Genomic DNA, 24195 nt, shown 5'->3' with positions numbered 1-24195 from the left:
CTAGGGATGTTCCTGTTTTGTGTCAACCGTCAGAGAGGAATACAGCCAATGATCTCTCCGGCAGTGCGCGCCCCGTCGTGGGGCGGCCGGACCATCAAGACATCGGCGCGCGACAGGATTCCCAGCAGCGAACTGTCCTGATTGTCTTCGGGCAGGACGGCACCGTCACGGACCATCGCACGCATATAATGTTCGCGCGGCCCGTTGGCGGGCAGATCGACGCCAAGCGGGATGTCAACGCGCGTGGCGGGCGCGGCGGGCAGGCCCAGCATCTTGCGCAGCACCGGCACGACAAAGACCGTCCCGCAGACCATTGCCGACACCGGATTGCCGGGCAGGCCAATCATCGGGACATCTCGCAGCCGCCCCGCCATCAACGGTTTGCCGGGGCGCATCGCGACTTTGTAGAAAGACTGTTCCATCCCCATTTGGGCGGCGACGGGGGCGACCAGATCGTGGTCTCCGACAGAGGCACCGCCGATGGTGATGATCAGATCGGCATCCTGCGCCATGGTGAAGGCTTGGGTCAGCGACGGCACCGTGTCGCGGGCAATCGGGATCATGCGGCATTGCGCGCCATGCTGTTCGAGCAGGGCGGCCAGGCCATAGGTGTTGGAGGCGATGATCTGGTCGGGGTTCGGCACCTCGCCGGGTTGCACCAGCTCGTCCCCCGTGGCGATGATCGCGACGCGTGGTTTGGCATGAACCGGCACCGTCGCCACATTCATCGACGCCAGCAGCGCGATATCGGCGGGGCGCAGCAGGCGCGGCGCATCCATCTTGTCGCCTGCGTGGAAATCCCCACCGGCGGGGCGGATATTGGTCTTGGGGCCGATGTCATGGCCCAGCATGATCAGATCGCCACGACGGGTCGTATCCTCTTGGATCACAACGAAATCAGCGCCCTCGGGGACAGGGGCACCGGTAAAGATGCGCACGGCCTGACCGGCTTTTACCACACCGTCAAACCGATGGCCCGCCGCCGCTTCGCCAATGACCTTGAACATCGCGTCGGGCTCGACCTCTGTCTGGCGCAGAGCATAGCCATCCATAGAGGAGGCCGCGAAAGGCGGCTGGGTGCGTGTGGCAACAACATCGCGCGCCAGCACACGGCCCGCGGCCTGACGCAGCGGGACCGCTTCCACCTCGGCGGCGGTGACGAGATCAAAGAGATGCGACAGGGCGTCGCTGACAGAGATCATTCTGCTTCGTACCGGCCCGATTTGCCGCCGTCTTTCAGCACGACCCGCAGGCCTCCGATCTCCATGCCTTTGTCCACGGCCTTGGCCATGTCATAGACGGTCAGCGCGGTGACAGATGCGGCGGTCAGTGCCTCCATCTCGACGCCGGTCTGTCCGGTGGTCTTGACGGTCGCGGCGATGCGCAGGCCGGGCAGGTCGGCATCGGGTGTCAGTTCAACCGACACTTTGGTGATCGGCAGAGGGTGGCACAGTGGAATCAGATCGGCGGTGCGTTTTGCAGCCATGATCCCCGCCAGACGGGCCACGCCCATGACATCACCTTTTTTGGCGCGTCCTTCTGTAATGATATCAAAGGTTTTGCGCAACATCTTGATGTGGGTTTCAGCAACGGCTACCCGCGACGTCACGGGCTTGTCCGACACGTCGACCATATGCGCGTCGCCCTTGCCGTCAAAATGCGTCAGCGCCATTACATGCCTCCCGGCCGCAGCGGTGTGGCCAGCAGGTTGCGGGTTGCGACCTCTACATCGTCCTGACGCATCAGGCTTTCCCCGATCAGGAACACGCGCGATCCGTATTTCGCCATATCGGCCAGATCTCCGGGCGTGTTCAGCCCGCTTTCCGATACGATCATCTTTTCCACATCCACATGTTTCGACAGGCGGCGCGTGGTATCAAGCGTCGTCTCGAAGGTTTTGAGGTTGCGGTTGTTGATCCCCATCATGCGGCTTTTCAGCACGGCGGCGCGGTCCAGCTCTGCTTTGTCATGCACCTCGATCAGCGCGTCCATGCCCCATTGGGCGGCGGCATCCTCAAGCTCGATCGCTTGGGCATCGCTGACAGAGGCCATGATGATCAGGATACAATCGGCCCCAAGCGCGCGCGCTTCGGCGACTTGATAGGGGTCATACATGAAATCCTTGCGCAGCACGGGCAGGGTGCAGGCCTCGCGGGCGGCGACAAGATATTCCTTGGCCCCCTGAAAGCTGGGCGTATCTGTCAGCACCGACAGGCAGGTCGCACCACCGGCGGCATAGGCAGCGGCCAGTGTAGCGGGGTCGAAATCGGCGCGGATCAACCCTTTGGACGGGCTTGCCTTCTTGACCTCGGCAATCAGCCCGTACCCCTCGCGAGAGGCGTCGAACAACGCGTCGGCAAAGGGGCGCACAGGCGAGGCGGCGCGCGCCTCTGCCTCTACGGCCTCAAGCGGTTTGGCGGCCTTGTCGGCGGCGATCTCTTCCAGCTTGTAGGCTTTGATCTTGTCTAGGATGGTGCCAGTGTTGGTATCGGTCATGATGTCTCCGGTGTTGCCCAGTTTATGGCCGCTTGGCCTTGGGCGTGCAACCAGTCATTGCAGCGCGAGAAGGGGCGTGACCCGAAAAACCCACGCCGCGCGGAAAGGGGCGACGGATGCGGGGTTTCAAGTTTGAAGTTCGCTCCCCCGTCCACATCCCGCGCGACCTTTTGCGCATGCGCGCCCCACAGCAAATAGGCGCGGGGACGGTCGGCCAAGCGGCCAAGAATTTGCGTGGTCAGCTGCTGCCAGCCCAGTTTTCCATGACCGCCTGCGTCCCCCGCGGGCACGGTCAATGTGGTATTCAACAACAGCACGCCCTGATCCGCCCAGAACCGCAGATCGGCATCCGGTGGGCAGGCACCGATGTCCTCCACCATTTCCTTATAGATATTGGAGAGCGAACGGGGCAGCGGTTTGGTATCGGCGCGGGCCGAAAAGGCAAAGCCGTGGGCGTGGCCGGGGGTGGGATAGGGATCTTGCCCCAGGATCACCACGCGCACCGCGTCGGGCTGCGTATGTTCCAGCGCGGCGAAAACTTGGCGCCCGGGCGGCAGCGTCTCGCGCGGGTCAGCGGCCAGCGCGGCGGCGATGCCGGGCAGGGTATCGTCAAAGAACGCAAGGTCGCGCCAGGCCCCGAGGCGCGACAGGTCAAAACGGCTCATGCGGTCTGGGTGATCCGCGCGACTTGGGTGATCTTGTCACGGGCCGCACCGCTGTCGATGCTCTGGCGTGCCATCTCTACCCCTGCTTTCAGATCGGGTGCGGCATCGGCCACGACCAGCGCCGCCGCCGAATTGAGCAAGACCGCATCGCGGTAGGCCGACGGGGTTCCGTCCAGCAGTGCGTTGAAATCACGTGCGTTTTCTTCGGGTGTGCCGCCGACGATATCCTCGAACGGGTGGACCGGCAGACCCGCGTCTTCGGGCGTGATCTCGAATTCGGAAATGGTGCCATCAGGGTTCAGCGCGGCGACCCAGCTGGTGCCGGTGATCGTCAGCTCGTCCGTCCCGTCGGAGCCATGCACAAGCCATGCTTTTTCAGAGCCAAGTGCGCCAAGGGTTTCGGCCATCGGGAGGATCAGATCACGGCGATAGGCACCGGTCAGCTGCCGTTTGACGCCCGCAGGGTTGGTCAGCGGGCCGAGGATGTTGAAGATCGTGCGTGTGCCCAGTTCGGACCGTGTGGGCATGACATGGGCAATCGCGGGATGATGCATCGGGGCCATCATAAAGCCGATGCCCGCATCGCGCAGTGCGGCCTCGACCACCTTTGGTCCGACCATCACCTTGAGCCCCATCTGCGTCAGCGCATCCGCCGCACCGGATTTGGACGACAGGTTGCGGTTGCCATGTTTCGCCACCACGACGCCCGCGCCGGCAACGACAAAGGCCGTCGCGGTAGAGATATTCAGCGTGCCCTTGCCATCGCCGCCGGTGCCCACGATGTCCATCGCGCCCTCGGGGGCGGTGACGGGATTGCATTTGGCGCGCATGACATGGGCGGCGGCGGCATATTCATCCACCGTCTCGCCACGGGTGCGCAGAGCCATCAGAAAACCACCGATCTGGCTGGGGGTCGCTTCGCCCTCGAACAGGATCTGGAACGCGGTCTCGGCCTGATCCCGGGTCAGCGGGCCATTGGCAGCCGCATCGATCAGAGGTTTCAGGGCATCGCTCATGCGGGCACCTTTACGTTGTTCAGGAAGTTTCGCAGCATCTGGTGCCCGTGATCCGAGCGGATCGATTCCGGGTGGAACTGCACGCCATGCAGCGGCAGGTCGCGGTGCTGCAGGCCCATGATCGTGCCGTCCTCAAGCTCTGCCGTGATCTCAAGGCAGTCGGGCAGGGTGGCGCGGTCAACGATTAGCGAATGATAGCGTGTGGCGGCAAAGGGCGATGGCAGCCCCGCAAAGACGCCCTGACCCTTGTGGTGCATCATGCCCATCTTGCCGTGCACGATCTCGCCCGCGCGCACGACCTTGCCGCCGAACGCCTGACCCAGCGTCTGATGGCCAAGGCACACACCCAAAAGCGGCGTGCTTGTTTCAGCGGCGGCTGCCGTCAGCGCAAGGCAGATCCCCGCTTGATCCGGATCGCAGGGGCCGGGCGACAGGATGATCCCCGCGGGGTTCATCGCCATCGCGGCCTGCACATCGATCTGGTCGTTGCGGCGGATTTCAACTTCGGCCCCGAGGTCACCCAGATAGTGTACGAGGTTGTAGGTGAAGCTATCGTAGTTATCGATCAAGAGCAGCATGCGGCAATTCTTTGTATTGGGGCAGGGTTTAGGGCTAGAGGAACCGCGCAAAACCACGGTATAATGTCCGCTGATACATGTTCAGGGTTAAGACCTATCGTCAAGGGCAGCAGGCCGGAGAGCCGCGCGAACCGGAACAAAAACAGGAGCGATCATCTATGTCACGCGGGTTTATTGGCGGCATCCTTATTGGTGCGGTATTCAGTGTCGGCGTCGCCGGTGTCGCGTCCTTCATGGTGCCTATGGGGCCCGCGCCCTTGCAAGACACGCCTGTGCCAAGTGACGCGCCTGACGCAGAGCGCGCGACTAATGCGCCCGATGTGGCGGAAACGCCCGTGGTAGAGACTGATGAAACGCCCCTAAAGGCGGCTGAGGACACTAACGAGGATGTGATCACGCCAGCGCCGGAGCCAGTTGTCGAAGAGCCTGTCGTTGAGGAGCCTACCGTTGAACCAGAGCCCGAGACTTTGCCTCAAGCCGAGGTCGCGCCAGATGTAGAAGCACCGGTCGCGGAAGAGACTGTGCAAGATGCACCTTCAGAGCACGCGCCGGACGTCGCGGCAGCGCCTGAGACGGTAGAGCCTGAACCACAGCCGGAACCAAAGCCCGAGCCAGAGGTCGCGCCAACGCCCCAGCCCGCGCCGCAGATCGCGCAGGACATCGACGCGACAGCCCCCGTGACCGTGCCCGATGCGGCGGTACCGAAGATCACGCTTGATGATCCTGTCTTGCCCAATCCGATGGCGCTCGCGCCGATGGAACCGACCGAGCCGGATGCGCTTGGCATCGAGACCCGGACAGCACCGCCCGTCACCGCCGACGAAAGCGTCGACACTCCAGTGTCGCCCATACCGGACACCACTCCAGTGTCGCCCACGCCGGACACCGATGTCGCCACCGCGCCAAGCACGCCCGACGCGCAACCCGAAGAAGCCCCTGCCGATGTCGTCTTTGGCGCGCCCGAGCAACGCACAGACGGGCGGCCCACAATCGGCACCCCTGCGGCGATCACCTCTGAACGGGATACGGGCGTGACGATCAACCGCCTGCCGAACGCCCAATCGGGCGAACAGACCGCCCCCGAGGCGCAAGCCACCGCACAACGCCCCGCCATCACCCGCTATGGTCAGCCTTTCGCGAACCCCGATGACAAACCGCTGATGAGCGTCCTGTTGATGGACGTGGGCAGTGATCTGCAAGGGGGCGAGGTCGGTATCGCCGCGCTGCGCAGCTTTCCCTATCCGCTGAGCTTTGCGGTCGACGTCAGCCTGCCCGACGCGGCAGAGCGCATGCAGACATACCGCAACGAAGGGTTCGAGGTGCTGGCGATGGTCGACCTGCCCCAAGGTGCGCAGCCAAGCGATGCAGAGACCACGCTGGCGGTCGCCTTCTCGCGCATGCCCGAAGTGATCGGCGTGCTTGAAGGGCAGGGTGCCGGGCTGCAACCTGACCGCGCCACAGCAGATCAGGTGACTGCGATCCTTGGGCAGGGGGGCTATGGCCTTGTGACCCAGGACAAGGGACTGAACACGATGCCCAAGCTTGCGGTGAAAGAGGGCGTGCCCGCTGCACCCGTGTTCCGCGACTTTGATAGCAAGGGGCAGACGCCCACCGTGATCCGGCGGTTCCTTGATCAGGCCGCGTTCAAGGCGGGGATCGAAGGGTCGGTGATCATGATGGGGCGGATGCGGCCCGAGACGATCTCGGCGTTGTTGGTCTGGGGGTTGCAGGACCGTGCCAGCCAAGTGGCACTCGCCCCTGTCTCGGCCGTGCTGAAAAACGCCACACCTGAATGATCTGCCGATACAACCGTCGAAACCTGCGCGCTGCGCGGGCTTCGACGTGCCTGGATATGACGAGCCTAGATAATCTCGTCTTCGTCGAACAGCGGGTCGCTTTCGAGCTGCGTAATCATATCCTCGACCGTATCTGCGACGGCCTTGGGCAACAGTTTTGCCAAGTGGAAGACCGCGTCGCCCTCGTTCACCACGGGCAGGATCGCGCGGCCGATCAGGATGCCGTCATGGGGGGCGGTAATATCCTCTTCGGTCTTGCCGAACGGGTCAGAGACTGTTGCCAGCGCGTCGCCCTGTTTCACGGTCTCCCCCTCGGCCCTAAAGGTACGCAGCAGCCCACCCACGGGCGCGCGCAACCACGTAGAGCTGGAACAGACATGGGATTGCCGACGCGAAGGGGCGATGCCCTTGGCCGGCAGCATGTCTTCGGCATGCATGACCCGCAAGATACCCGCAACGCCCGCGCGCACGGCCATCTCGTCAAAGCGCAGCCCTTCGCCCGCCTCGTACAGCAGCACCGGCGTGCCCTTGGCGGCGGCGACCGCGCGCAGCGATCCGTCGCGCAGGGGCGAGGTCAGCACCACCGGAGCGGCAAAGCTGGCGGCCATGCGCCGCGTCACCGCATCTGAAGGAGAGATCCGCACCTGCGGCAGGTTGGTCCGGTGGATCGCGGCCGAATGCAGATCGATTCCGAAATCACAGCGCAGCACCACGTCGTTCAGAAAGATATGCGCCAGCCGTGACCCCAAAGACCCCGACGGGTGCCCCGGAAAACAACGGTTCAGATCGCGCCGGTCCGGCAGGTAACGTGACCGGTTCAGGAAACCGAAAGAGTTCACCACCGGGATCACCAGCAGTGTTCCCCGCAGGGATTTCAACTGCGGTGCGCGCAGCAGACGGCGCACGATCTCGACCCCGATCAGCTCGTCCCCGTGAACAGCGGCGCTGACAAACATGGTGGGGCCGGGGCGCTTGCCGTGAATCACTTCAAGCGAGAGGCCGACCGGCGTGTGGTCCGGCAGGATCGAGATCGGCAAGTCGATCTGTGCCCGAGAGCCGGGTGCCACGTGTTGACCCGAAATCTCGAACGGGGCTTGCGTCGGCATCCTCAGCTGTTCCCTTGACCTGCAAACCGCGCCGCGTCGGCCGCCGCACGGCGGATCGCGTCGGATTTGTGCACCGTCTCCATATACTCCGCCTCTGCGTCGCTGTCATAGACGACACCGCCACCGGCTTGAATATACAGGGTTTTATCCTTGATAACGGCCGTGCGCAGCGCGATGCACATGTCCATGTCGCCGCCCGCGCTAAAGTAGCCAACACCGCCGCCGTAAAGCCCGCGTTTCTCGGGCTCCAGCTCGTCGATAATCTCCATCGCGCGGACCTTGGGCGCGCCCGAGACCGTGCCCGCGGGCATCCCGGCAAAGAAGGCATCCAGCGCATCGCGGTCGTCGCGCAGCTCGCCCACGACATTGGACACGATGTGCATCACGTGGCTGTAGCGTTCGACGATGAATTCCTCGGTCGGGCGCACGGTGCCGATCTTGGCAACTCGGCCCACGTCATTGCGGCCCAGATCAAGCAGCATCAGATGTTCAGCCAGCTCTTTCTGGTCGGCCAGCAGATCAGCCTCTAGCGCGCGGTCTTCTTCCGGCGTGGCCCCGCGACGACGGGTGCCCGCAACGGGGCGGATCGTGATCTCGTTGCCGAAGACGCGGACAAGGATCTCGGGCGAGGCCCCGACGACGTGGAAATCACCGAAATTGAAATAGAACATGAAGGGCGACGGGTTGGTCCGGCGCAAACTGCGATACAGCGCAAAGGGCGGCTGCGAGAACCCCTGCGCCCACCGTTGCGACGGCACCACCTGAAAGATGTCGCCCGCCACGATGTATTCGCGCGCTTTTTCAACGGCGGATTTATAACCTTCGCGGGTGAAATTGCTGACGGGGGCGGATTCTTCGTGGGCGTCGCCCAGATCACGGCTGGTGCCGGGCATCGACCGTTCCAGATCACGCACCGCATCCATCACGCGTTCGGCGGCTTGGGCATAAGCGGCCTTGGCCGATTGCCCGTCAGACACCCAAGCTGGCGACACGATCGTGACCTCGCCCTTGACCCCGTCAAGCACGGCAATCACCGAGGGGCGCACCATCATCGCATCGGGCAGCCCCATGGGATCGGGGTTCACATTCGGCAGATGTTCCACCAGCCGGATCATGTCGTAGCCCAGATAGCCGAACAGCCCGGCGGCGGCTTGCGGCAGGTCATCGGGTAGGTCAATCTTCGATTCCGCGATCACCGCACGCAATGTGTCCAGCGGATCCCCCGCGACATCGTCGAAGGCATCCACGTCATAGCGTGCCGAACGGTTGATTGCCGATGTGGTGCCCTGACAGCGCCAGATCAGATCGGGCTTCATCCCGATAATCGAATAGCGCCCGCGGACCTCGCCGCCGGTCACGGATTCCAGCACAAAGGCGTTCTGCGCCGCACCGGTGAGCTTGAGCATCAGTGAAACAGGCGTGTCCAGATCGGCAGCCAGACGGGTGTAAACGATCTGGTTCTTGCCCGCCGCATAGCCTGCGGCAAAGCTGTCATAATCGGGTGTCAACGACATGGGAGACCTAACTTAGGGGAAGTTCACGTGGACGGCGTCAATCGCCTGCTGATCGACACGCGGTGCCGTGCGGCGGATCACGTCGTCAGAGAAAGCGGCGAAAAGCGCTTGCGACAGCTGGTCATCCAGCTGGGTGGCGATCTGGGTTTTGACCTGCGTCATCCGGTCATTCTCGCCCGCGTCCTTGATGCTATCAAGACGGACAAGCGCGACCTCGCCGGCACCTTCCAGCAGTTCGACCTCGCCGGGGGCTGCGTCAAACACAGCGGCGATGAACCCCTGCGGCGCGGCGCTGACCACGGCGTCGCGGGTCTGGTCGGTCCCGGTCTTGGGCTCCAGACCCAGCTCGGCAAAGTCCGCGCCATCGGCAAGCTCGGCCTGCAGCCTCTCGGCCTTGGCACGCAGGGCGGTGATCAATTGTGCGTTCTGCCACGCCTCGGCCACGTCTGCACGGGCGGCGTCAAACGGGTTGGGGCGTTCCTCTTTGGTGCCATCAAGACGCATGGCAAAAACGCTACCGTCATCCAGCTGTGCAATCTGAGGGAAATCATTCTCGGTCAGACGTGTCGCGGCCTCGCGGAAACCGGCATAGGCGGCGATGCTTTCGCTGCTGTCCTGCGTCCATTCGATGGTGCTGAGGGTCATTTTGCTTTCCTCGGCGATCTGTTCCAGCGTGGCACCACCGGCCAGCTGGTCGTCCAGATCTTGGGCACGTACCTCTACCAGACGGGCGGCGCGGTCCGCGGCAAGGTCTTGCACCAGCGTCGGGCGCGCTTCTTCGAAGGTGGTGTTCAGCGACGGCAGCACACCGTTTACACGGAACAATGCAGGCCCGAGGTTGCTGGGCAGCGGGCCGACAATATCACCCACTTCGGCAGCAAACACGGCGTCCCCTGCGGCACCCAGCTGTTGCTGGCTCAGATCGCCAAGATCCACATCCGACAGGGAAAGCCCACGGTCAGCGACCAGCCCCTCAAATGTGTTGCCATCAACCTCGAGCGCGGCGGCAGCCTGATCGGCGGCCTCCTGATCGCGGAAGACCAGACGTTCGACCAAGCGGCGTTCGGGCTGGATGTATTCATCCGCGCGGTCGTCATAGGCGGACTGCAGCTCTTCGTCGGTCAGCTCTACTTCGTCCAGCAGATCCTGCGGGCCCATGGTGATATAGCTGATGGTCTTGCTGGCGGGCAGAATGAACTGGTCGGCGTTCTCGTCGTAATAGGCCTGCAGCTGCGCATCGGTGGCGTCGGGCAGGGGCGCATCCAGATCATCTTGCGTCAGTTTGGCCCAGGTAAAGCTGCGCTGCTCGCCCACATAGGAGACAAGCGTGTCGGCATAGGCGTCGGGCATGGTAGCTCCGCCGGTGATTGCTTCCTGCAGCAATGTGCGACCCGCTTCCTCGCGCAGCGATTGTTCGAATTCGTTCTCGTTCAGACCGGCCTGCTGCAGCGCAAAGCGATAGCCCTCGCGGTCAAAATTCCCGTCAACGCCTTGGAAAGACGGGATTTCCACAACGCGTTCGCGCAGGTTTGCGTCGCCGATGGATAGGCCCATCTCGTCGGCCTCATTGTCGAGCGCGCGCAAACGAACCAGACGTTGCAGCACGGCACGGTCCAGCCCGATGGCTTGGGCTTCTTGAAAGCTAAGCTGTTCGCCGGACTGGCTTTCGATGGCGCGGATCTGCTGCTGCAGCTCGCGGGCGTAATCGTCAACCGAGATAGACTTGTCGCCCACTTCGCCGACGGTGCGTGCGCTGCCGTTCAGATTGACCGCGCCAAAACCGCCCAGACCCAGGATCAAAAGACCCATCAGCCCCCATACTGCGGTTTTCGTAAAGCTGTTGCCTTTGGCTTTCATGGTGTCATCCCTTAAACGCACGTTTTGCCCTGTCTATGCGGTGCGCGGCAGGGGGGCAAGAGCCGCGTTAGACCTGTGTCAGACGGTCAAACAGCACGTCGATCCCCGCGACATCCAGATTGGCAAAGGCGATGCGCAGATGCCGCCTGCCGGTGACATCCTCTGCCGGATGGAACATGGTGCCGGGCAGGGTCAGCACGGCCGCCTCGCGCACCAGCCGCGGGGCCAATGTGGCAGAGCTTTCGTCAAAGGGATGCGAGAGATAGGCGAAATAGCCGCCAAGCCCCAAAAGCTTCCAGCCTTTCGCGTCCAAACGGTGCATGCTGTCGGCAATCGCCTGTCGCCGCGCCAGGATCTCGCGCCGCTCGCCGGCCAGCCATGTGTCAAGGTTCTGCATCCCCCAAAGGGCGGCATGCTGGCCGATCTGGCCGGGACAAATGGCGACGGTGTCCAGGAACTTTTCTACCTCCGCAAGACGCGTCTGGGAGGCGACAATCGCGCCCACACGGTGACCGGTCAGACGGTAGGCCTTTGAAAACGAATACAGATGGATCAGCGTATCGTGCCAGTCGGGGTCCTGAAACAGACGGTGCGGCGGGCCGGAACGACTGTCAAAGTCGCGATAGGTCTCGTCCAGGATCAGGGCGATACCGCGCGCACGGGCCAGATCGAAAAACGCCTGCACCAGCTCTTCGGGGTATTCAACGCCGCCCGGGTTGTTGGGCGTCACCAAGGCGATGGCACGGGTGCGGTCGGTGATCAGGGCGGCAGCCTCATCGGGGTCGGGCAAAAGCGCATCCCCCACCGGCAGCGGCACGGCGGCGACACCCGACATGTCCAGCCACATCTTGTGGTTAAAATACCACGGCACCGGCAGGATCACCTCGTCCCCCTCGGCACAGAGCGTGGCGATCGCAGCGGCAAAGGCCTGGTTGCAGCCCGATGTAATCGCCGCTTGCGCGGGCTCTACCGCGCCGGCGTAATGGGCGCTGACCTGCGCGGCCAGCTCGTCGCGCAATTCGGGCAGACCCAGCACAGGCCCGTAAAGATGCGCATCATCGTTGTTCAGCGCGACATCAGCCATGGCCTGACGCATCGCCTGCGGGGGCGGATCGACAGGGGCGGCTTGGCTCACGTTGATCAGGGGGCGGTCGGCGTCAAAATGGACGCCCGTCAACCAGCGGCGCGCCTCCATCACCGGAGGAGAGAAAGTCGCAGCGGTACGCGGGGTCATGGTCAATGCTCCTGACTGGGCGAGGGAGGGGGGCCCTTCGGCGAGCGGACCAGCGCAAAGTCTGACACGGCGCGGGGCCGCTGCTTCCAAATGGTCCTAAATCCTCGCCGAAGGCAGGTATCTGCGGGCGAGCCGCTTAGTCTTTGCCGCGGTAGGGCTCTACATATTGTAGCGCCATATCCCAGGGGAAGAAAATCCACGTATCCTGGCTGACTTCGGTGATAAAGGTATCCACCTGCGGGCGGCCCTTGGGCTTGGCATAGACGGTGGCCAAATGCGCATTGGGGTAAAGTTGGCGCACGACCTCAAGAGTTTTACCGGAATCCACCAGATCATCGATGATCAGGATGCCGGTGCCGTCGCCCATCAGCTCTGCATCGGGGGCCTTGAGCACGACCGCGTCCGATTGATCCTGATGGTCATAGGACTTGATCGAAATCGTGTCGACGGTGCGGATATCCAGCTCGCGGGCGGCGATCATCGCGGGGGCCATGCCGCCACGGGTGATCGCAACCACAGCGCGCCAGCCGCCGTCATCGGGGCCCATGCCGTCCAGACGCCACGCCAGCGCACGGCTGTCACGGTGGATCTGGTCCCAGCTGATGTGAAACCCTTTTTCATGGGGCAGGCGCGAGGCATCCTTGCTCATGTCGTTATTCCTTTGCCATGTCTGGGGCGTCGACGGCTTTCATGCCCACCACGTGGTAGCCCGCATCCACATGCAGGTTCTCGCCCGTCGTGCCCGAGCCAAGATCGCTAAGCAGGAACAGCGCGGATTTACCCACATCGTCGATGGTCACGTTGCGACGCAGCGGCGAGTTATACTCGTTCCACTTCATGATATAGCGGAAGTCGCCGATGCCGGATGCGGCCAATGTCTTGATCGGGCCGGCGCTGATCGCGTTAACGCGGATGCCGTCCTTGCCCAGATCCTCGGCCAGATATTTGACCGATGCTTCCAGAGCGGCCTTGGCGACGCCCATCACATTATAATGCGGCATCACCTTTTCGGCACCGTAATAGGTGAGCGTGACCGCGCTGCCGCCGGACTTCATCATCTTTTCCGCGCGCTGCATCACAGCGGTGAAGGAGTAGACAGAGATATCCATCGACATCGCGAAATTGGCGCGGCTGGTGTCGACATAGCGCCCGCGCAATTCGTTTTTGTCAGAGAACCCGATCGCGTGGACGATAAAGTCGATCCCGTCCCAACGTTCGCCCAAAGCGGTAAACAGCGCGTCAATCGACTCTTCCGACCCCACATCACAGGGCAGGACCAGATCGCTGCCCAGTTGCGCCGCCAGCGGATCGACCCGCTTTTTCAGCGCCTCGCCTTGATACGAGAATGCCAGCTCTGCGCCGGCATCCGCAAGGGTGCGTGCGATGCCCCAGGCAATCGACTTGTCATTGGCGAGGCCCATGATAAGCCCACGTTTGCCTGCCATCAGGTCATTTGCCATTGTACTTCCTTCGACTATGTCACTGAACTTTTATCCGGTTTATGCTATTGATAGTTTGGCATCAAGGCTGCACGGTGATCGTGGCACTTGAGAGTGCGCCGTGATAGACCGCCCTGGCGGTTTTTCGGCGCGACAGTGTGTTTAGTTGTTCTAGTATGTCATTTGATGTAAGACATTGTCGCAAGATTGCGCCGGTGCGCAAGGAAGGGGATCATGATCATGGAAGTGCGCAAAGGCATTTTTGCCGGTGACGATCCCTATGTGATTGCGCGCCGCTGGCTGGATGAGGCAACCCAGACAGAGGTCAACGACCCAAATGCCATCGCGCTATCGACCGTGGATGCCGACGGTTTGCCCAATGCGCGCATGGTGCTGCTAAAGGAAATCGAAGATGCGGCATTCGTCTTTTATACAAACTACACCAGCGCAAAGGCGCAAGAACTGGATCACGCGGGCAAGGCTGCTTTCGTGATGCATTGGAAATCGCTGCGCCGCCAGATACGGGTGCGCGGCGTGATTTCCAAAGAAGAAGGCCCACAGGCGGACGCATATTACAAGTCGCGTTCGCTCAAAAGCCGGTTGGGGGCCTGGGCCTCTGACCAATCGTCCCCTTTAGCCAGCCGTGCGTCATTGGTCGCCGAAGTGGCAAAAGTCACCGCCAAAAAGGGGCCAAACCCAGACCGTCCACCTTTTTGGGGGGGCTACCGGATCACCCCGGTAGAAATCGAGTTCTGGGCCGACGGAGAGTATAGATTGCATGACCGTTTTGTCTGGCGACGTGCCGACCAAAACGGTGATTGGAGCGTAACGAGATTGAACCCATAAGGCGGCTTTTGCCGCTGATATTTTGTACGCGGGCACGCTGTTGCCTGACCTAGAGAAGACCAAAGGACATTTGTGTCAGAAGTATCCAGCAATAGCTCTGCCATTTCCGGCGTGGTGAAATGGTTTGACCCCGCGAAGGGGTTTGGTTTCGTTGTCTCAGACGCTGGCGGGCCTGATATCCTGTTGCACGTCAATGTGTTACGTAATTATGGTCAAAGCTCTGTCGCGGACGGTGCGCGCATCGATCTGACGGTGCAAAAGACCGAACGTGGGGTACAGGCGACCCAGGTCCATGCGGTACACCCGCCTGCTGCCGCTCAGGCGATGGCGTTGTCGGATATCGTGGGCATTGATCCCGCACTGGTTGCCGCCGCACCGCTGGAACCCGCGCGGGTCAAGTGGTTTGATAAATCCAAAGGCTTCGGTTTCGCGAATGTGTTTGGCAAAAGCGATGACATCTTTCTACATATAGAAGTGTTGCGCCAGTCGGGCCTATCGGATTTGCAACCGGGCGAGGCATTGGCGCTGCGGGTCATTAACGGGGAACGCGGCCAGATGGCGGCAGAGGTACATGCATGGGAAACGGTACGACTCGATTCATCTGGCACCGCGCAAAGCTAATCCGCGCGGGTCTTTTTGCCTTAGCGTCTCTGGCGATGGCGGGGGCGGCCGCTGCCAAATGCAGTGACACCAGCGTGACGCTGCGCGGCGACTGGGGACAGGCGCGCTTTAGCGTCGAGATTGCCGATGATGCCGGTGAACGTGCCCAAGGATTGATGCACCGTACCTCACTGGCGGGCAGCGCGGGTATGCTCTTTATCTATGAAGAACCGCAGCCACTTAGCTTTTGGATGCGCAACACTTTGATTCCCCTCGACCTGCTGTTCATCGATTCCCACGGTGTGGTGCAGCACATCCACCATAATGCGGTCCCGCTTGACGAATCTCCGCTTGAGGGGGGCAGCGATGCGCTGCTGGCGGTGCTGGAAATCAACGGCGGATTAAGCGCGCGGATGGGCATTACACCGGGGACAGAGCTGCGCCATCCCGCGTTTGCAGGGCGCAATCCGGCATGGCCCTGTTAGATCGTCAGAAACTATCATTTTCTGTGAACTTAGGGCTTTTCAATCCGATTGCTTGGGGCTAAGTAGGCCGCAGTCGGGGCGTGGCGCAGCCTGGTAGCGCACCTGTTTTGGGTACAGGGGGTCGGAAGTTCGAATCTTCTCGCCCCGACCACTTTAAGAACCACCACATATAGTGTTCCTGATCTGCTTCATGCAGATCAGAACGCTGTATTTGTGTGCAGTCTTTCTTTTTTGCCACAGATGCACGCTCTAAATCTGGTGAGACGGCCGGGTTTGCGAACCTATATCTGGTGGCTGCATAAATTTTTATCGTCCACAGTTCCGCCATGTTTATCCCCAGCCCGTTGTCGGGGATTTTGTGGATAACTCAAGCGATACATGAGCCAGCCGCGCTAAACCTTAGCGTTTATTAACTTTATCCGCGGTGTGGAAAAGCACCCTCGTGATCCGCTGTCTGTGCATATCATTTCGCTGAATCACCGTGCCGACCGAAGCTTCAAAAAATGCCGATCCGGTCAAGACTCAACTTCCCTTATTTCGATAATAAAGCCGTTGACCCAATAGGGCTGCATACGCCAGTTTGTGTAAATCGACGGGCAGGCCACTACATCTGGTGAATTTCAAAGATGGCATGCTGATCGGGTGACATTGGGTTTCGCACATTTGCGCCGGTTAAACGGCTAGATCCAAGACCAACCTGATGCGGGTGCGGGAGACGATGCACACCGGCGATAGGTTTGGCGGCCCGATCATGCCGCTGGTTGAGAGTTTGAAAATTTGGGGCAGCACTTATGAAAATCGAGAGAAAATTCACGCGATCCGGTCAGGATGCCTACGCAGAACTGGACTTTGTGAGCACAGCCTCCGAAATCCGCAATCCTGACGGGTCGGTGGTCTTTCGCCTCGATAACGTCGAAGTGCCCTCCAGCTGGAGCCAGGTCGCCTCTGATGTGATCGCCCAGAAATATTTCCGCAAGGCAGGCGTCCCGTCCGAGACCAAGAAGGTCAAGGAAAAGGGCGTGCCAGAATTCCTCTGGCGCTCGGTGCCTACCGATGATGCGACCATGGGCGGCGAGACCTCGTCGAAGCAAGTGTTCGACCGTCTGGCGGGCGCTTGGGCCTATTGGGGTTGGAAAGGTGGCTATTTCACCACTGAAGAAGACGCCCAAGCCTATTATGACGAGATGCGCCACATCCTAGCCAGCCAGCGCGGCGCACCTAACAGCCCGCAATGGTTCAACACCGGTCTGCATTGGGCTTACGGTATCGATGGTCCCGCGCAGGGGCATTACTATGTCGATTATAAATCCGGCAAGCTGACGCGGTCGACATCGTCTTACGAGCATCCTCAGCCCCACGCTTGTTTCATCCAGTCTGTCGCTGACGATCTGGTAGGTGACGGCGGCATTATGGACCTGTGGGTCCGCGAGGCGCGTCTGTTCAAATACGGTTCCGGTACCGGCACCAACTTCTCGAGCCTGCGGGCGGCGGGCGAGAAACTGTCGGGCGGGGGTAAATCCTCTGGCTTGATGGGCTTTTTGAAAATCGGTGACCGCGCGGCAGGCGCGATCAAATCGGGCGGCACCACACGCCGCGCGGCCAAGATGGTCATCGTTGATGCGGACCACCCCGATATCGAGGATTTCATCAACTGGAAGGTCATCGAAGAGCAAAAGGTGGCGAGCATCGTCGCTGGCTCGAAGATGCATGAACGCGAGCTGAACAAGCTGTTTGCCGCGATCAAAGCATGGGACGGCGCAGAGGCGGACGCCTATGACCCCGCCAAGAACGACCAGTTGAAGGCCGCGATCCGAGGCGCGAAAAAATGCGCGATCCCAGAGACATACGTCAAGCGCGTGCTGGATTACGCCAAGCAGGGTCATACCTCGATCGAATTCCCGACCTATGACACCGACTGGGATTCCGAAGCCTATTCCTCGGTCTCGGGCCAGAACTCCAATAACTCGATCCGGGTGACCAACGCTTTCCTGCATGCCGTCGAAAAAGACGCCGATTGGGAGCTGCTGGACCGCACCACAGGGCGCGTGTCGAAAACCATCCGCGCCCGTGATCTGTGGGAGCAAGTCGGCCACGCCGCATGGGCCTGCGCCGATCCCGGCATCCAGTATCACGACACGGTAAACGACTGGCATACATGCCCCGAAGACGGCGCGATCCGCGGGTCAAATCCTTGTTCCGAATACATGTTCCTGGATGACACGGCCTGTAACCTTGCGTCGATGAACCTGCTGACCTTCCTGCAAGACGGGGAGTTCATGGTCGAAGACTATATGCACGCCTCGCGTCTGTGGACCGTCACGCTCGAAATCTCGGTGATGATGGCGCAGTTCCCGTCCAAGGAAATCGCGCAGCGGTCCTATGATTTCCGCACGCTGGGTCTGGGCTATGCCAACATCGGCGGTCTGCTGATGAACATGGGCTTTAGCTACGACAGCGACGAGGGTCGTGCGCTTTGCGGGGCGCTGACCGCGATCATGACGGGCGTTTCCTATGCCACCTCCGCCGAGATGGCGGGCGAACTGGGGGCCTTCCCCGGCCACGCCAAGAACGCCGACCATATGCTGCGCGTGATCCGCAACCACCGCAACGCGGCCCACGGCAAGGCCGATGGCTACGAGGCACTTTCGGTCAAGCCCGTGCCACTGGATCACGCAAACTGCCCGCAAGCCAACCTGATCGACATCGCCACCGCGACCTGGGACGAAGCCCTGCGTCTTGGCGAAAAGCACGGGTACCGCAACGCGCAAACCTCTGTGATCGCGCCTACGGGCACCATCGGTCTGGTGATGGATTGCGACACAACCGGGATCGAGCCTGACTTTGCGCTGGTGAAATTCAAGAAGCTCGCGGGCGGTGGCTATTTCAAGATCATCAACCAGTCGGTACCCGCAGCGCTTGAAAAGCTTGGCTACGGCTCGGCTCAGATCGAAGAGATCGTCGGCTATGCCGTCGGGCACGGCACCATCGGCAACGCCCCTGCGATCAACCACACCACGCTGGTCGGACACGGTTTTGGCCCCAACGAGCTGGCCAAGATCGACGCGGCGCTGGCGCAGGCCTTCGACATCCGCTTTGTCTTCAATCAATGGACGTTGGGCGAGGAGTTCTGCACGCAAGTCCTTGGCATCCCTGCCGAAAAGCTGAACGACCCGACGTTTGACCTGCTGAAATCCCTGGGCTTTTCCAAGAAAGACATTGAGGCGGCCAACGACCATGTTTGCGGTACGATGACGCTGGAAGGCGCGCCGCACCTCAAGCCCGAACACTACGGCATCTTCGACTGCGCCAATCCCTGTGGCAAGAAGGGCAAACGTTACCTATCCGTCAACAGCCACATCTACATGATGGCGGCGGCGCAAAGCTTCATCTCTGGCGCGATCTCGAAGACGATCAACATGCCAAATGATGCCACCATCGAGGATTGCCAAAACGCATACGAGCTGTCGTGGTCGCTTGGTGTCAAAGCCAACGCGCTGTACCGCGACGGATCGAAACTGTCGCAGCCTCTGGCCTCTGCATTGGTCGAGGATGATGACGAAGCAGCCGAAACGCTGGAAAGCGGCACCACCCACGAGAAAGCCACCGTGCTGGCCGAAAAGATCGTAGAGAAGGTCATCGTCAAAGAGATCATCAAATCGCACCGCGAAAAGATGCCTCAGCGCCGCAAGGGGTATACCCAAAAGGCCAATGTAGGCGGGCACAAGGTCTATTTACGCACCGGTGAATACGAAGACGGCTCCTTGGGCGAGATCTTTATCGACATGCACAAGGAAGGCGCGGGCTTCCGTGCAATGATGAACAACTTTGCCATCGCTGTGTCCGTGGGTCTGCAATACGGCGTCCCGCTTGAGGAATTCGTCGACGCCTTCACCTTCACCAAGTTCGAACCCGCTGGCATGGTGCAGGGCAACGACAGCATCAAGAACGCGACGTCGATCCTTGACTATGTGTTCCGCGAGCTGGCCGTGTCCTATCTGGACCGTACCGATCTGGCGCATGTTCAACCCGAAGGGGCCAGCTTTGACAGCCTCGGCCGCGGCGATCAGGAAAGCGTTGCCAATGTGGCGGAGATCTCCGAAACCGCCGCCAACCGCTCGCTCGAGGTGCTCAAGCAGATCAGCTCTACGGGGTATCTGCGCAACCGTCTGCCGCAGGATCTGGTGCTGCTGCAAGGCGGGCAGGGGCAGGGCGACACGCAGACGCTTGACCGTGTGATGCCACAGGCTGGCCAAGCCTCGCTTGCGGCCAGCATGGGATCGACCACAGCGGTATCCAGCGGCGCGGTCAGCATGGACGCCCGCACCAAGGCAAAGATGCAGGGCTACGAGGGCGAAGCCTGCGGAGAGTGCGGCAACTACACGCTGGTCCGCAACGGCACCTGCATGAAGTGCAACACCTGCGGCGGCACGTCCGGCTGCAGCTAAGACAAACGCCCCGGCCTTGTGGTCGGGGCTTTCTACATGGGGCAGGTGCGCTTGCCCCTAACGCTGGCCTTGCCGCAGGCATAAAACAAACGAGCGGTGAACGATGAGCAAGGTCAGGCGAAACTCAGGGTGCCCCATCGGGCACCCTTTCTTCCGTTTAAATCGTCGGAGCGGCCTGTCACACGGGTGCATTTGGGCGTGGCCCGCACGGTGGACCGTCAAGCCTACCCTAGGTGCTTTTGCGCCCCGTTCACTTCAGAATTGATTCAATCCACTCTCGAAAGCAGGCGACTGCGGGGCGGGTTTTGCGATCTGGGTCGGCGACCAAATAGAAATTCTGGGTGGTCGGCACGGACTGCTTGAATGGGACCGTCAACGTGCCTTTTTTGACGTAACTGTCAGTAAACAACGTATCGACAATTGCGATGCCGCGCCCCGGTGTGATGCTTTCCAGCGCCAGCAAAGAGGACTCGACGGACATCCAGACAGGCGGGGCTGCCGTTTCGATCCCCAACGCGCCAAACATGCGCGACCAGTCGTTTTCAGAGCCGATGATCGTCACAATGTCTGCGGTTTTCAGGTTGGCTGGATCGGCGCTCAGGGAGCGGGCCACTTGCGGGCTGCAAATTAAATTCGCATGACCGCGTCGCAATTGCCAAATGTCGGGCTCTGGCCAGTCGCCGTTGCCGTACCGTATGTCCACGTCGATGGTCGCGTCGCTCATCCGGTCGGACCATACGGTGGTTGACACAACCACGTTAATCTCCGGGTGTAGCGCGCGGAATTCGTTTAGTCGGGGCATGAGAACGATCACCCCAAAAGAGATCGACGCACGCACATGCAGCGTCGTTTGTTTCTGGGTTTGGAACAGCCCGTCGGTCGCGGTCTGAAGGTCGACGAATGACTGCCGCACGGGTTGGGCATAGGCCTGCCCGATGTCCGTCAGCTCTACACCTTTGGGCAGCCGTTTAAACAGTTTCATCTGCAATGTCTGTTCAAGCAGTTTGATATGCTGGCTGACGGCAGCCGGTGTAAGGCTCAACTCGTCCGCAGCGGCTGCAAAGGACCCGTGACGCGCGGCAGCCTCGAAGGTGCTGAGCCAAGTCACATGGGGAAGGCGTCTCATGGTCGGGTCCTATCTTTCCTACAGTCTTGCCGTCATTCGTATTGGCAATCAATCCTTTATGCCCAATCAAATTTAGCCCTAAGCCGCAAGTTTGTTTGTTTGCGTGGGCCCGCGTGGTCCGCTCTTTATGGCGGCACTTGGAATAACGGGTGAACACGTTGGATAATTATGAATTTGATTACATCGTCGTCGGTGCGGGGTCTGCCGGTTGCGTCATGGCAAACCGCCTATCAGAGAGCGGCCGGTTCACCGTTGCGCTGCTTGAAAGCGGGGGCAGTGATGCGCGGTTCTGGGTCAAGGTGCCTTTGGGCTATGCAATTAACGTCGCCAATCCGCATGTGAACTGGGGCTATCGCACCGAGGCCGACGCAGGGCTGAATGCCCGTTCAATCAGTTGGCCCAGAGGGCGGCTGATCGGCGGGTCAAGCTCGATCAACGCGATGACATACATCAGAGGGCTGGGGCAGGATTTTGACGATTGGTCGCAGTCAGGGGCCGCGGGGTGGCACTGGGAAAACGTGCGTGCCGTGTACGACCGGCTGGAAACCCACTCTGAACTGACCCCGACGGGGCGTCGCACGCGCGGCAACGGTCCGGTCTGGGTGTCGGATTTGTCGGACAGGATGATGCCGTTTTCGAATACCTTTTTGGACGCATGTCGGGACGTAGGCCATACCGTCATTCCTGACTTGAATGCTGAGGGGTCCGATGGCATCGGGTATTACCGCAGTACAGTGCGCGGCGGCTTCAGGTGGTCCTCGGCGGACGCGTTCTTGCGGCCTGCAAAGCGACGTCAGAACCTCGCGATCATCCGCAACGCCGATGTTACCCAGCTGACGGTCGAGGGCGGTCAGGTGACGGGGGCAGCCTTCGTGCGCGGGGGCAAAACCAGCCAGATCACCGCGCGCAAAGAGGTCATCTTGTGTGCTGGCGCGATCAATTCGCCCAAGCTGCTGCAGTTGTCGGGCATTGGTCCGGCGGCATTGTTGAAGTCTCACGGTATCCCGGTGGTACGCGACTTGTCGCAGGTGGGGCAGGGGTTGCAGGACCATTTGGCCATTTCCTACCAGTTCGGCGCGTCCAAACCCACGTTGAACACGCAGTTGGGCGGGACATTGGGCAGGCTGCGCATGGGGGCCAAATACCTTCTTACACGCGGTGGCCCCTTGTCTGTTCCGGTCAATCAGGTGGGCGGGTTTGTCCGTTCTGCCGCTGACAATCGCGTGCCGGACATGCAGGTCTATTTCAATCCTGCGTCTTATGCGATGACGCCGTCGGGCAAGACGGTGCTGGATCGCACGCCAGGATTTCAGATCTCGGCACAGCCCTGTCGACCGACCAGCAGGGGGCACGTCGCGATCGCGTCTAGCGATCCGCAGGTGGCACCCAGCATCCAACCCAATTCGCTGTCTACCGACGAAGACAAGCGCGCGGCGGTTCAGGCGGGCAGGGTGCTTCAACAGTTCGCAGCGGCAGACAGCTTGAAAGCCGTGATAACCAAAGCCAAAGCACCGGACTTGATGGCGCTGGATGACGACGGCTTGCTGGGTGATTTCAAGCAGCGTGCGTCGACCGTGTATCATGCATCTTGCACCTGCCGGATGGGCGCGGATGATAGGACGGCTGTTTTGGATGAACGTTTGCGGGTCTATGGGGTGGCCGGCGTGCGTGTGGTGGATGCTTCTGCTTTTCCTAATATTACCTCTGGCAATACAAACGCACCGACACTGATGTTGGCCATGCGTGCTGCCGATCTGATCTTGGAGGATGCTTCGTGAAACTTGCAACGCTAGAGACTTTTGTGGTGGGCAACCCACCCCCGCGACATGGTGGTCGGTATTTCATCTTTGTCCGCGTGACGACGGCCTGCGGGATCACCGGCGTTGGCGAAATTTACAATGCTACCTTCGGCCCTGAGATTTGCTGCGCCATGGCCCGCGATATGTTCGCCCGCCACTTTGACGGGGCAGACCCTCACCACATCGAGGCCTTGTTCCGCAAATCCTACGGCGCGGGCTTCACCCAGCGGCCAGACGTCAGCGTGATGGGCGTGTTCAGTGGCTTGGAAATGGCCTGCTGGGATATCGTCGGAAAGGCCGCTGATAAACCGGTTTACGAACTGCTTGGCGGGCGCGTGCATGACCGTCTGCGCAGCTATTCCTACATTTATCCCGCAAGCGGTGATGTCTATCCCGACCCAGACACGCCCAATGCCTATAATGATCCCGCCATTGCTGCCGAAGTGGCGCTTGGCATGGTGGACCAAGGGTTTACCGCGCTGAAATTCGATCCTGCAGGGCCGTTTTCGATCTATGATGGTCGCCAGCCCGGGCTGGATGACATCGCACTAAGTGCCGCGTTCTGCCGGGAGATTCGTGCAGCCGTAGGGACACGTGCTGACCTGTTGTTTGGCACCCACGGCCAATTCACCGTTTCGGGGGCAAAACGCATGGCGCGCGCGCTTGAACCTTATGATCCGCTTTGGTTCGAGGAGCCGATCCCGCCCGAAAACCCGTCCGATATGGCGCAAGTGGCGGCCTTTACATCCATCCCCGTCGCCGCCGGCGAGCGTCTGTGCACCAAGCACGAATTCGCCCGCATGCTTGAGGTCAGCGCGGCGTCGATCCTGCAAATCAATCTGGGGCGCGTCGGCGGGCTGCTGGAAGCCAAAAAAATCGCATCGATGGCGGAAACACGGTCGGCCCAGATCGCGCCGCATCTTTATTGCGGGCCGATTGTTGCCGCTGCGAACATTCACATCGCCACCTGTACCCCGAATTTCCTGATCCTCGAAAGCATCGGCACGTTTGACGGGCCCTATATGTCTGCCGTCAAAGGCGGGATCACATGGGAAGACGGCTATGTCATTCCTCCTACCACACCCGGCTTGGGGCTAGAGCTTGACGACGCCGCAATCGCAAAACTGCCATACGAGGGGGACGCGCTTCACCTTGAAATGGCGCAAACACCTATCACACCATGACAAAGGATT

The 24195-nt window shown here is 60.9% G+C and carries 20 protein-coding genes and 1 tRNA gene; 8 read left to right on the top strand and 13 right to left on the bottom strand.

Annotated elements, in window-relative coordinates; translation table 11 throughout:
- Positions 1-29: 29 nt before the first annotated feature.
- Genes GLP43_RS11515 through GLP43_RS11490 form a run of 6 tightly spaced genes read right to left on the bottom strand, consistent with a single transcriptional unit; the run spans position 30 to position 4755 of the window.
- On the bottom strand, positions 30-1202 hold the full coding sequence (locus GLP43_RS11515) for a molybdopterin molybdotransferase MoeA (protein WP_237279414.1): 1173 nt from the start codon (positions 1200-1202) through the stop codon (positions 30-32).
- On the bottom strand, positions 1199-1672 hold the full coding sequence (gene moaC / locus GLP43_RS11510) for a cyclic pyranopterin monophosphate synthase MoaC (RefSeq protein ID WP_237279413.1): 474 nt from the start codon (positions 1670-1672) through the stop codon (positions 1199-1201). Before moaC ends, GLP43_RS11515 begins: the two co-directional genes overlap by 4 nt.
- Positions 1672-2496 carry an indole-3-glycerol phosphate synthase TrpC gene (gene trpC / locus GLP43_RS11505; protein WP_237279412.1) on the bottom strand — a complete coding sequence of 275 codons (825 nt, stop codon included), beginning with the start codon at positions 2494-2496 and terminating at the stop codon, positions 1672-1674. Before trpC ends, moaC begins: the two co-directional genes overlap by 1 nt.
- Positions 2493-3161 (bottom strand): uracil-DNA glycosylase, encoded by a 669-nt coding sequence (locus tag GLP43_RS11500; RefSeq protein ID WP_237279411.1) that lies wholly within the window; start codon positions 3159-3161, stop codon positions 2493-2495. Before GLP43_RS11500 ends, trpC begins: the two co-directional genes overlap by 4 nt.
- Complete coding sequence (gene trpD, locus GLP43_RS11495) at positions 3158-4177, bottom strand: anthranilate phosphoribosyltransferase (protein WP_237279410.1); 1020 nt, start codon at positions 4175-4177, stop codon at positions 3158-3160. Before trpD ends, GLP43_RS11500 begins: the two co-directional genes overlap by 4 nt.
- Positions 4174-4755, bottom strand: a complete 582-nt coding sequence (locus GLP43_RS11490; RefSeq protein ID WP_237279409.1) for an anthranilate synthase component II — start codon at positions 4753-4755, stop codon at positions 4174-4176. The genes trpD and GLP43_RS11490 overlap by 4 nt, the downstream gene beginning before the upstream one ends.
- Positions 4756-4913: 158 nt before the next feature.
- Here GLP43_RS11490 and GLP43_RS11485 point away from each other — a divergent pair, with 158 nt between their 5' ends.
- Complete coding sequence (locus GLP43_RS11485; RefSeq protein ID WP_237279408.1) at positions 4914-6551, top strand: divergent polysaccharide deacetylase family protein; 1638 nt, start codon at positions 4914-4916, stop codon at positions 6549-6551.
- A 65-nt stretch (positions 6552-6616) separates the two neighbouring features.
- Here the strand turns inward: GLP43_RS11485 and GLP43_RS11480 are convergent, their stop codons facing one another.
- From GLP43_RS11480 to fabI, 6 genes are all read right to left on the bottom strand, one after another.
- Entirely contained in the window at positions 6617-7657 is a 1041-nt protein-coding gene (locus tag GLP43_RS11480) for a succinylglutamate desuccinylase/aspartoacylase family protein (RefSeq protein ID WP_237279407.1), read from the bottom strand.
- Between the two features lie 2 nt (positions 7658-7659).
- Positions 7660-9171 carry an anthranilate synthase component I gene (gene trpE / locus GLP43_RS11475; protein ID WP_237279406.1) on the bottom strand — a complete coding sequence of 504 codons (1512 nt, stop codon included), beginning with the start codon at positions 9169-9171 and terminating at the stop codon, positions 7660-7662.
- Between the two features lie 12 nt (positions 9172-9183).
- Positions 9184-11028 (bottom strand): peptidyl-prolyl cis-trans isomerase, encoded by a 1845-nt coding sequence (locus GLP43_RS11470; RefSeq protein ID WP_237279405.1) that lies wholly within the window; start codon positions 11026-11028, stop codon positions 9184-9186.
- Between the two features lie 67 nt (positions 11029-11095).
- Positions 11096-12262 carry an aminotransferase gene (locus GLP43_RS11465; RefSeq protein ID WP_272903196.1) on the bottom strand — a complete coding sequence of 389 codons (1167 nt, stop codon included), beginning with the start codon at positions 12260-12262 and terminating at the stop codon, positions 11096-11098.
- A gap of 136 nt (positions 12263-12398) precedes the next feature.
- Complete coding sequence (gpt, locus tag GLP43_RS11460) at positions 12399-12911, bottom strand: xanthine phosphoribosyltransferase (protein ID WP_005853828.1); 513 nt, start codon at positions 12909-12911, stop codon at positions 12399-12401.
- Between the two features lie 4 nt (positions 12912-12915).
- Positions 12916-13722 carry an enoyl-ACP reductase FabI gene (fabI, locus tag GLP43_RS11455; protein WP_009824799.1) on the bottom strand — a complete coding sequence of 269 codons (807 nt, stop codon included), beginning with the start codon at positions 13720-13722 and terminating at the stop codon, positions 12916-12918.
- A 219-nt stretch (positions 13723-13941) separates the two neighbouring features.
- Here fabI and pdxH point away from each other — a divergent pair, with 219 nt between their 5' ends.
- From pdxH to GLP43_RS11430, 5 genes are all read left to right on the top strand, one after another.
- Complete coding sequence (gene pdxH, locus GLP43_RS11450) at positions 13942-14547, top strand: pyridoxamine 5'-phosphate oxidase (RefSeq protein WP_237279961.1); 606 nt, start codon at positions 13942-13944, stop codon at positions 14545-14547.
- A 72-nt stretch (positions 14548-14619) separates the two neighbouring features.
- Positions 14620-15168: a cold-shock protein gene (locus tag GLP43_RS11445; protein ID WP_174226609.1), complete on the top strand. Its 549-nt coding sequence runs from the start codon at positions 14620-14622 to the stop codon at positions 15166-15168.
- Positions 15169-15203: 35 nt separating this feature from the next.
- Positions 15204-15632 carry a DUF192 domain-containing protein gene (locus tag GLP43_RS11440; RefSeq protein WP_037945041.1) on the top strand — a complete coding sequence of 143 codons (429 nt, stop codon included), beginning with the start codon at positions 15204-15206 and terminating at the stop codon, positions 15630-15632.
- A gap of 74 nt (positions 15633-15706) precedes the next feature.
- Positions 15707-15783, top strand: a tRNA-Pro gene (locus GLP43_RS11435).
- A 640-nt stretch (positions 15784-16423) separates the two neighbouring features.
- Positions 16424-20077, top strand: coding sequence for a vitamin B12-dependent ribonucleotide reductase (locus GLP43_RS11430; RefSeq protein ID WP_237279404.1), 3654 nt, complete (start codon positions 16424-16426; stop codon positions 20075-20077).
- A 250-nt stretch (positions 20078-20327) separates the two neighbouring features.
- Here the strand turns inward: GLP43_RS11430 and GLP43_RS11425 are convergent, their stop codons facing one another.
- Positions 20328-21203 carry a LysR substrate-binding domain-containing protein gene (locus GLP43_RS11425; protein ID WP_237279403.1) on the bottom strand — a complete coding sequence of 292 codons (876 nt, stop codon included), beginning with the start codon at positions 21201-21203 and terminating at the stop codon, positions 20328-20330.
- Between the two features lie 149 nt (positions 21204-21352).
- Here GLP43_RS11425 and GLP43_RS11420 point away from each other — a divergent pair, with 149 nt between their 5' ends.
- Both GLP43_RS11420 and GLP43_RS11415 read left to right on the top strand, forming a co-directional pair.
- A complete protein-coding gene (locus GLP43_RS11420) occupies positions 21353-22981 on the top strand; it encodes a GMC family oxidoreductase (protein WP_336885971.1) in 1629 nt (542 codons plus the stop codon).
- Positions 22978-24186: a mandelate racemase/muconate lactonizing enzyme family protein gene (locus tag GLP43_RS11415; protein ID WP_237279402.1), complete on the top strand. Its 1209-nt coding sequence runs from the start codon at positions 22978-22980 to the stop codon at positions 24184-24186. The genes GLP43_RS11420 and GLP43_RS11415 overlap by 4 nt, the downstream gene beginning before the upstream one ends.
- Positions 24187-24195 lie beyond the last annotated feature (9 nt).

Source organism: Sulfitobacter sp. M39 (assembly GCF_021735935.1).
Lineage (GTDB): Bacteria > Pseudomonadota > Alphaproteobacteria > Rhodobacterales > Rhodobacteraceae > Sulfitobacter.
This window is presented reverse-complemented; position numbering and strand designations above follow the sequence as displayed.

What these genes read in the sequence shown, in the direction of transcription:
- GLP43_RS11440 (WP_037945041.1), top strand. Translation starts at nt 15,204, where the DNA reads ATGGCGGGGGCGGCCGCTGCCAAATGCAGTGACACCAGCGTGACGCTG.
- GLP43_RS11515 (WP_237279414.1), bottom strand. Translation starts at nt 1,202, where the DNA reads ATGATCTCTGTCAGCGACGCCCTGTCGCATCTCTTTGATCTCGTCACC.
- GLP43_RS11490 (WP_237279409.1), bottom strand. Translation starts at nt 4,755, where the DNA reads ATGCTGCTCTTGATCGATAACTACGATAGCTTCACCTACAACCTCGTA.
- GLP43_RS11425 (WP_237279403.1), bottom strand. Translation starts at nt 21,203, where the DNA reads ATGAGACGCCTTCCCCATGTGACTTGGCTCAGCACCTTCGAGGCTGCC.
- moaC (WP_237279413.1), bottom strand. Translation starts at nt 1,672, where the DNA reads ATGGCGCTGACGCATTTTGACGGCAAGGGCGACGCGCATATGGTCGAC.
- pdxH (WP_237279961.1), top strand. Translation starts at nt 13,942, where the DNA reads ATGGAAGTGCGCAAAGGCATTTTTGCCGGTGACGATCCCTATGTGATT.
- fabI (WP_009824799.1), bottom strand. Translation starts at nt 13,722, where the DNA reads ATGGCAAATGACCTGATGGCAGGCAAACGTGGGCTTATCATGGGCCTC.
- GLP43_RS11500 (WP_237279411.1), bottom strand. Translation starts at nt 3,161, where the DNA reads ATGAGCCGTTTTGACCTGTCGCGCCTCGGGGCCTGGCGCGACCTTGCG.
- GLP43_RS11485 (WP_237279408.1), top strand. Translation starts at nt 4,914, where the DNA reads ATGTCACGCGGGTTTATTGGCGGCATCCTTATTGGTGCGGTATTCAGT.
- GLP43_RS11470 (WP_237279405.1), bottom strand. Translation starts at nt 11,028, where the DNA reads ATGAAAGCCAAAGGCAACAGCTTTACGAAAACCGCAGTATGGGGGCTG.
- gpt (WP_005853828.1), bottom strand. Translation starts at nt 12,911, where the DNA reads ATGAGCAAGGATGCCTCGCGCCTGCCCCATGAAAAAGGGTTTCACATC.
- GLP43_RS11465 (WP_272903196.1), bottom strand. Translation starts at nt 12,262, where the DNA reads ATGACCCCGCGTACCGCTGCGACTTTCTCTCCTCCGGTGATGGAGGCG.
- trpE (WP_237279406.1), bottom strand. Translation starts at nt 9,171, where the DNA reads ATGTCGTTGACACCCGATTATGACAGCTTTGCCGCAGGCTATGCGGCG.
- trpD (WP_237279410.1), bottom strand. Translation starts at nt 4,177, where the DNA reads ATGAGCGATGCCCTGAAACCTCTGATCGATGCGGCTGCCAATGGCCCG.
- GLP43_RS11480 (WP_237279407.1), bottom strand. Translation starts at nt 7,657, where the DNA reads ATGCCGACGCAAGCCCCGTTCGAGATTTCGGGTCAACACGTGGCACCC.
- trpC (WP_237279412.1), bottom strand. Translation starts at nt 2,496, where the DNA reads ATGACCGATACCAACACTGGCACCATCCTAGACAAGATCAAAGCCTAC.
- GLP43_RS11430 (WP_237279404.1), top strand. Translation starts at nt 16,424, where the DNA reads ATGAAAATCGAGAGAAAATTCACGCGATCCGGTCAGGATGCCTACGCA.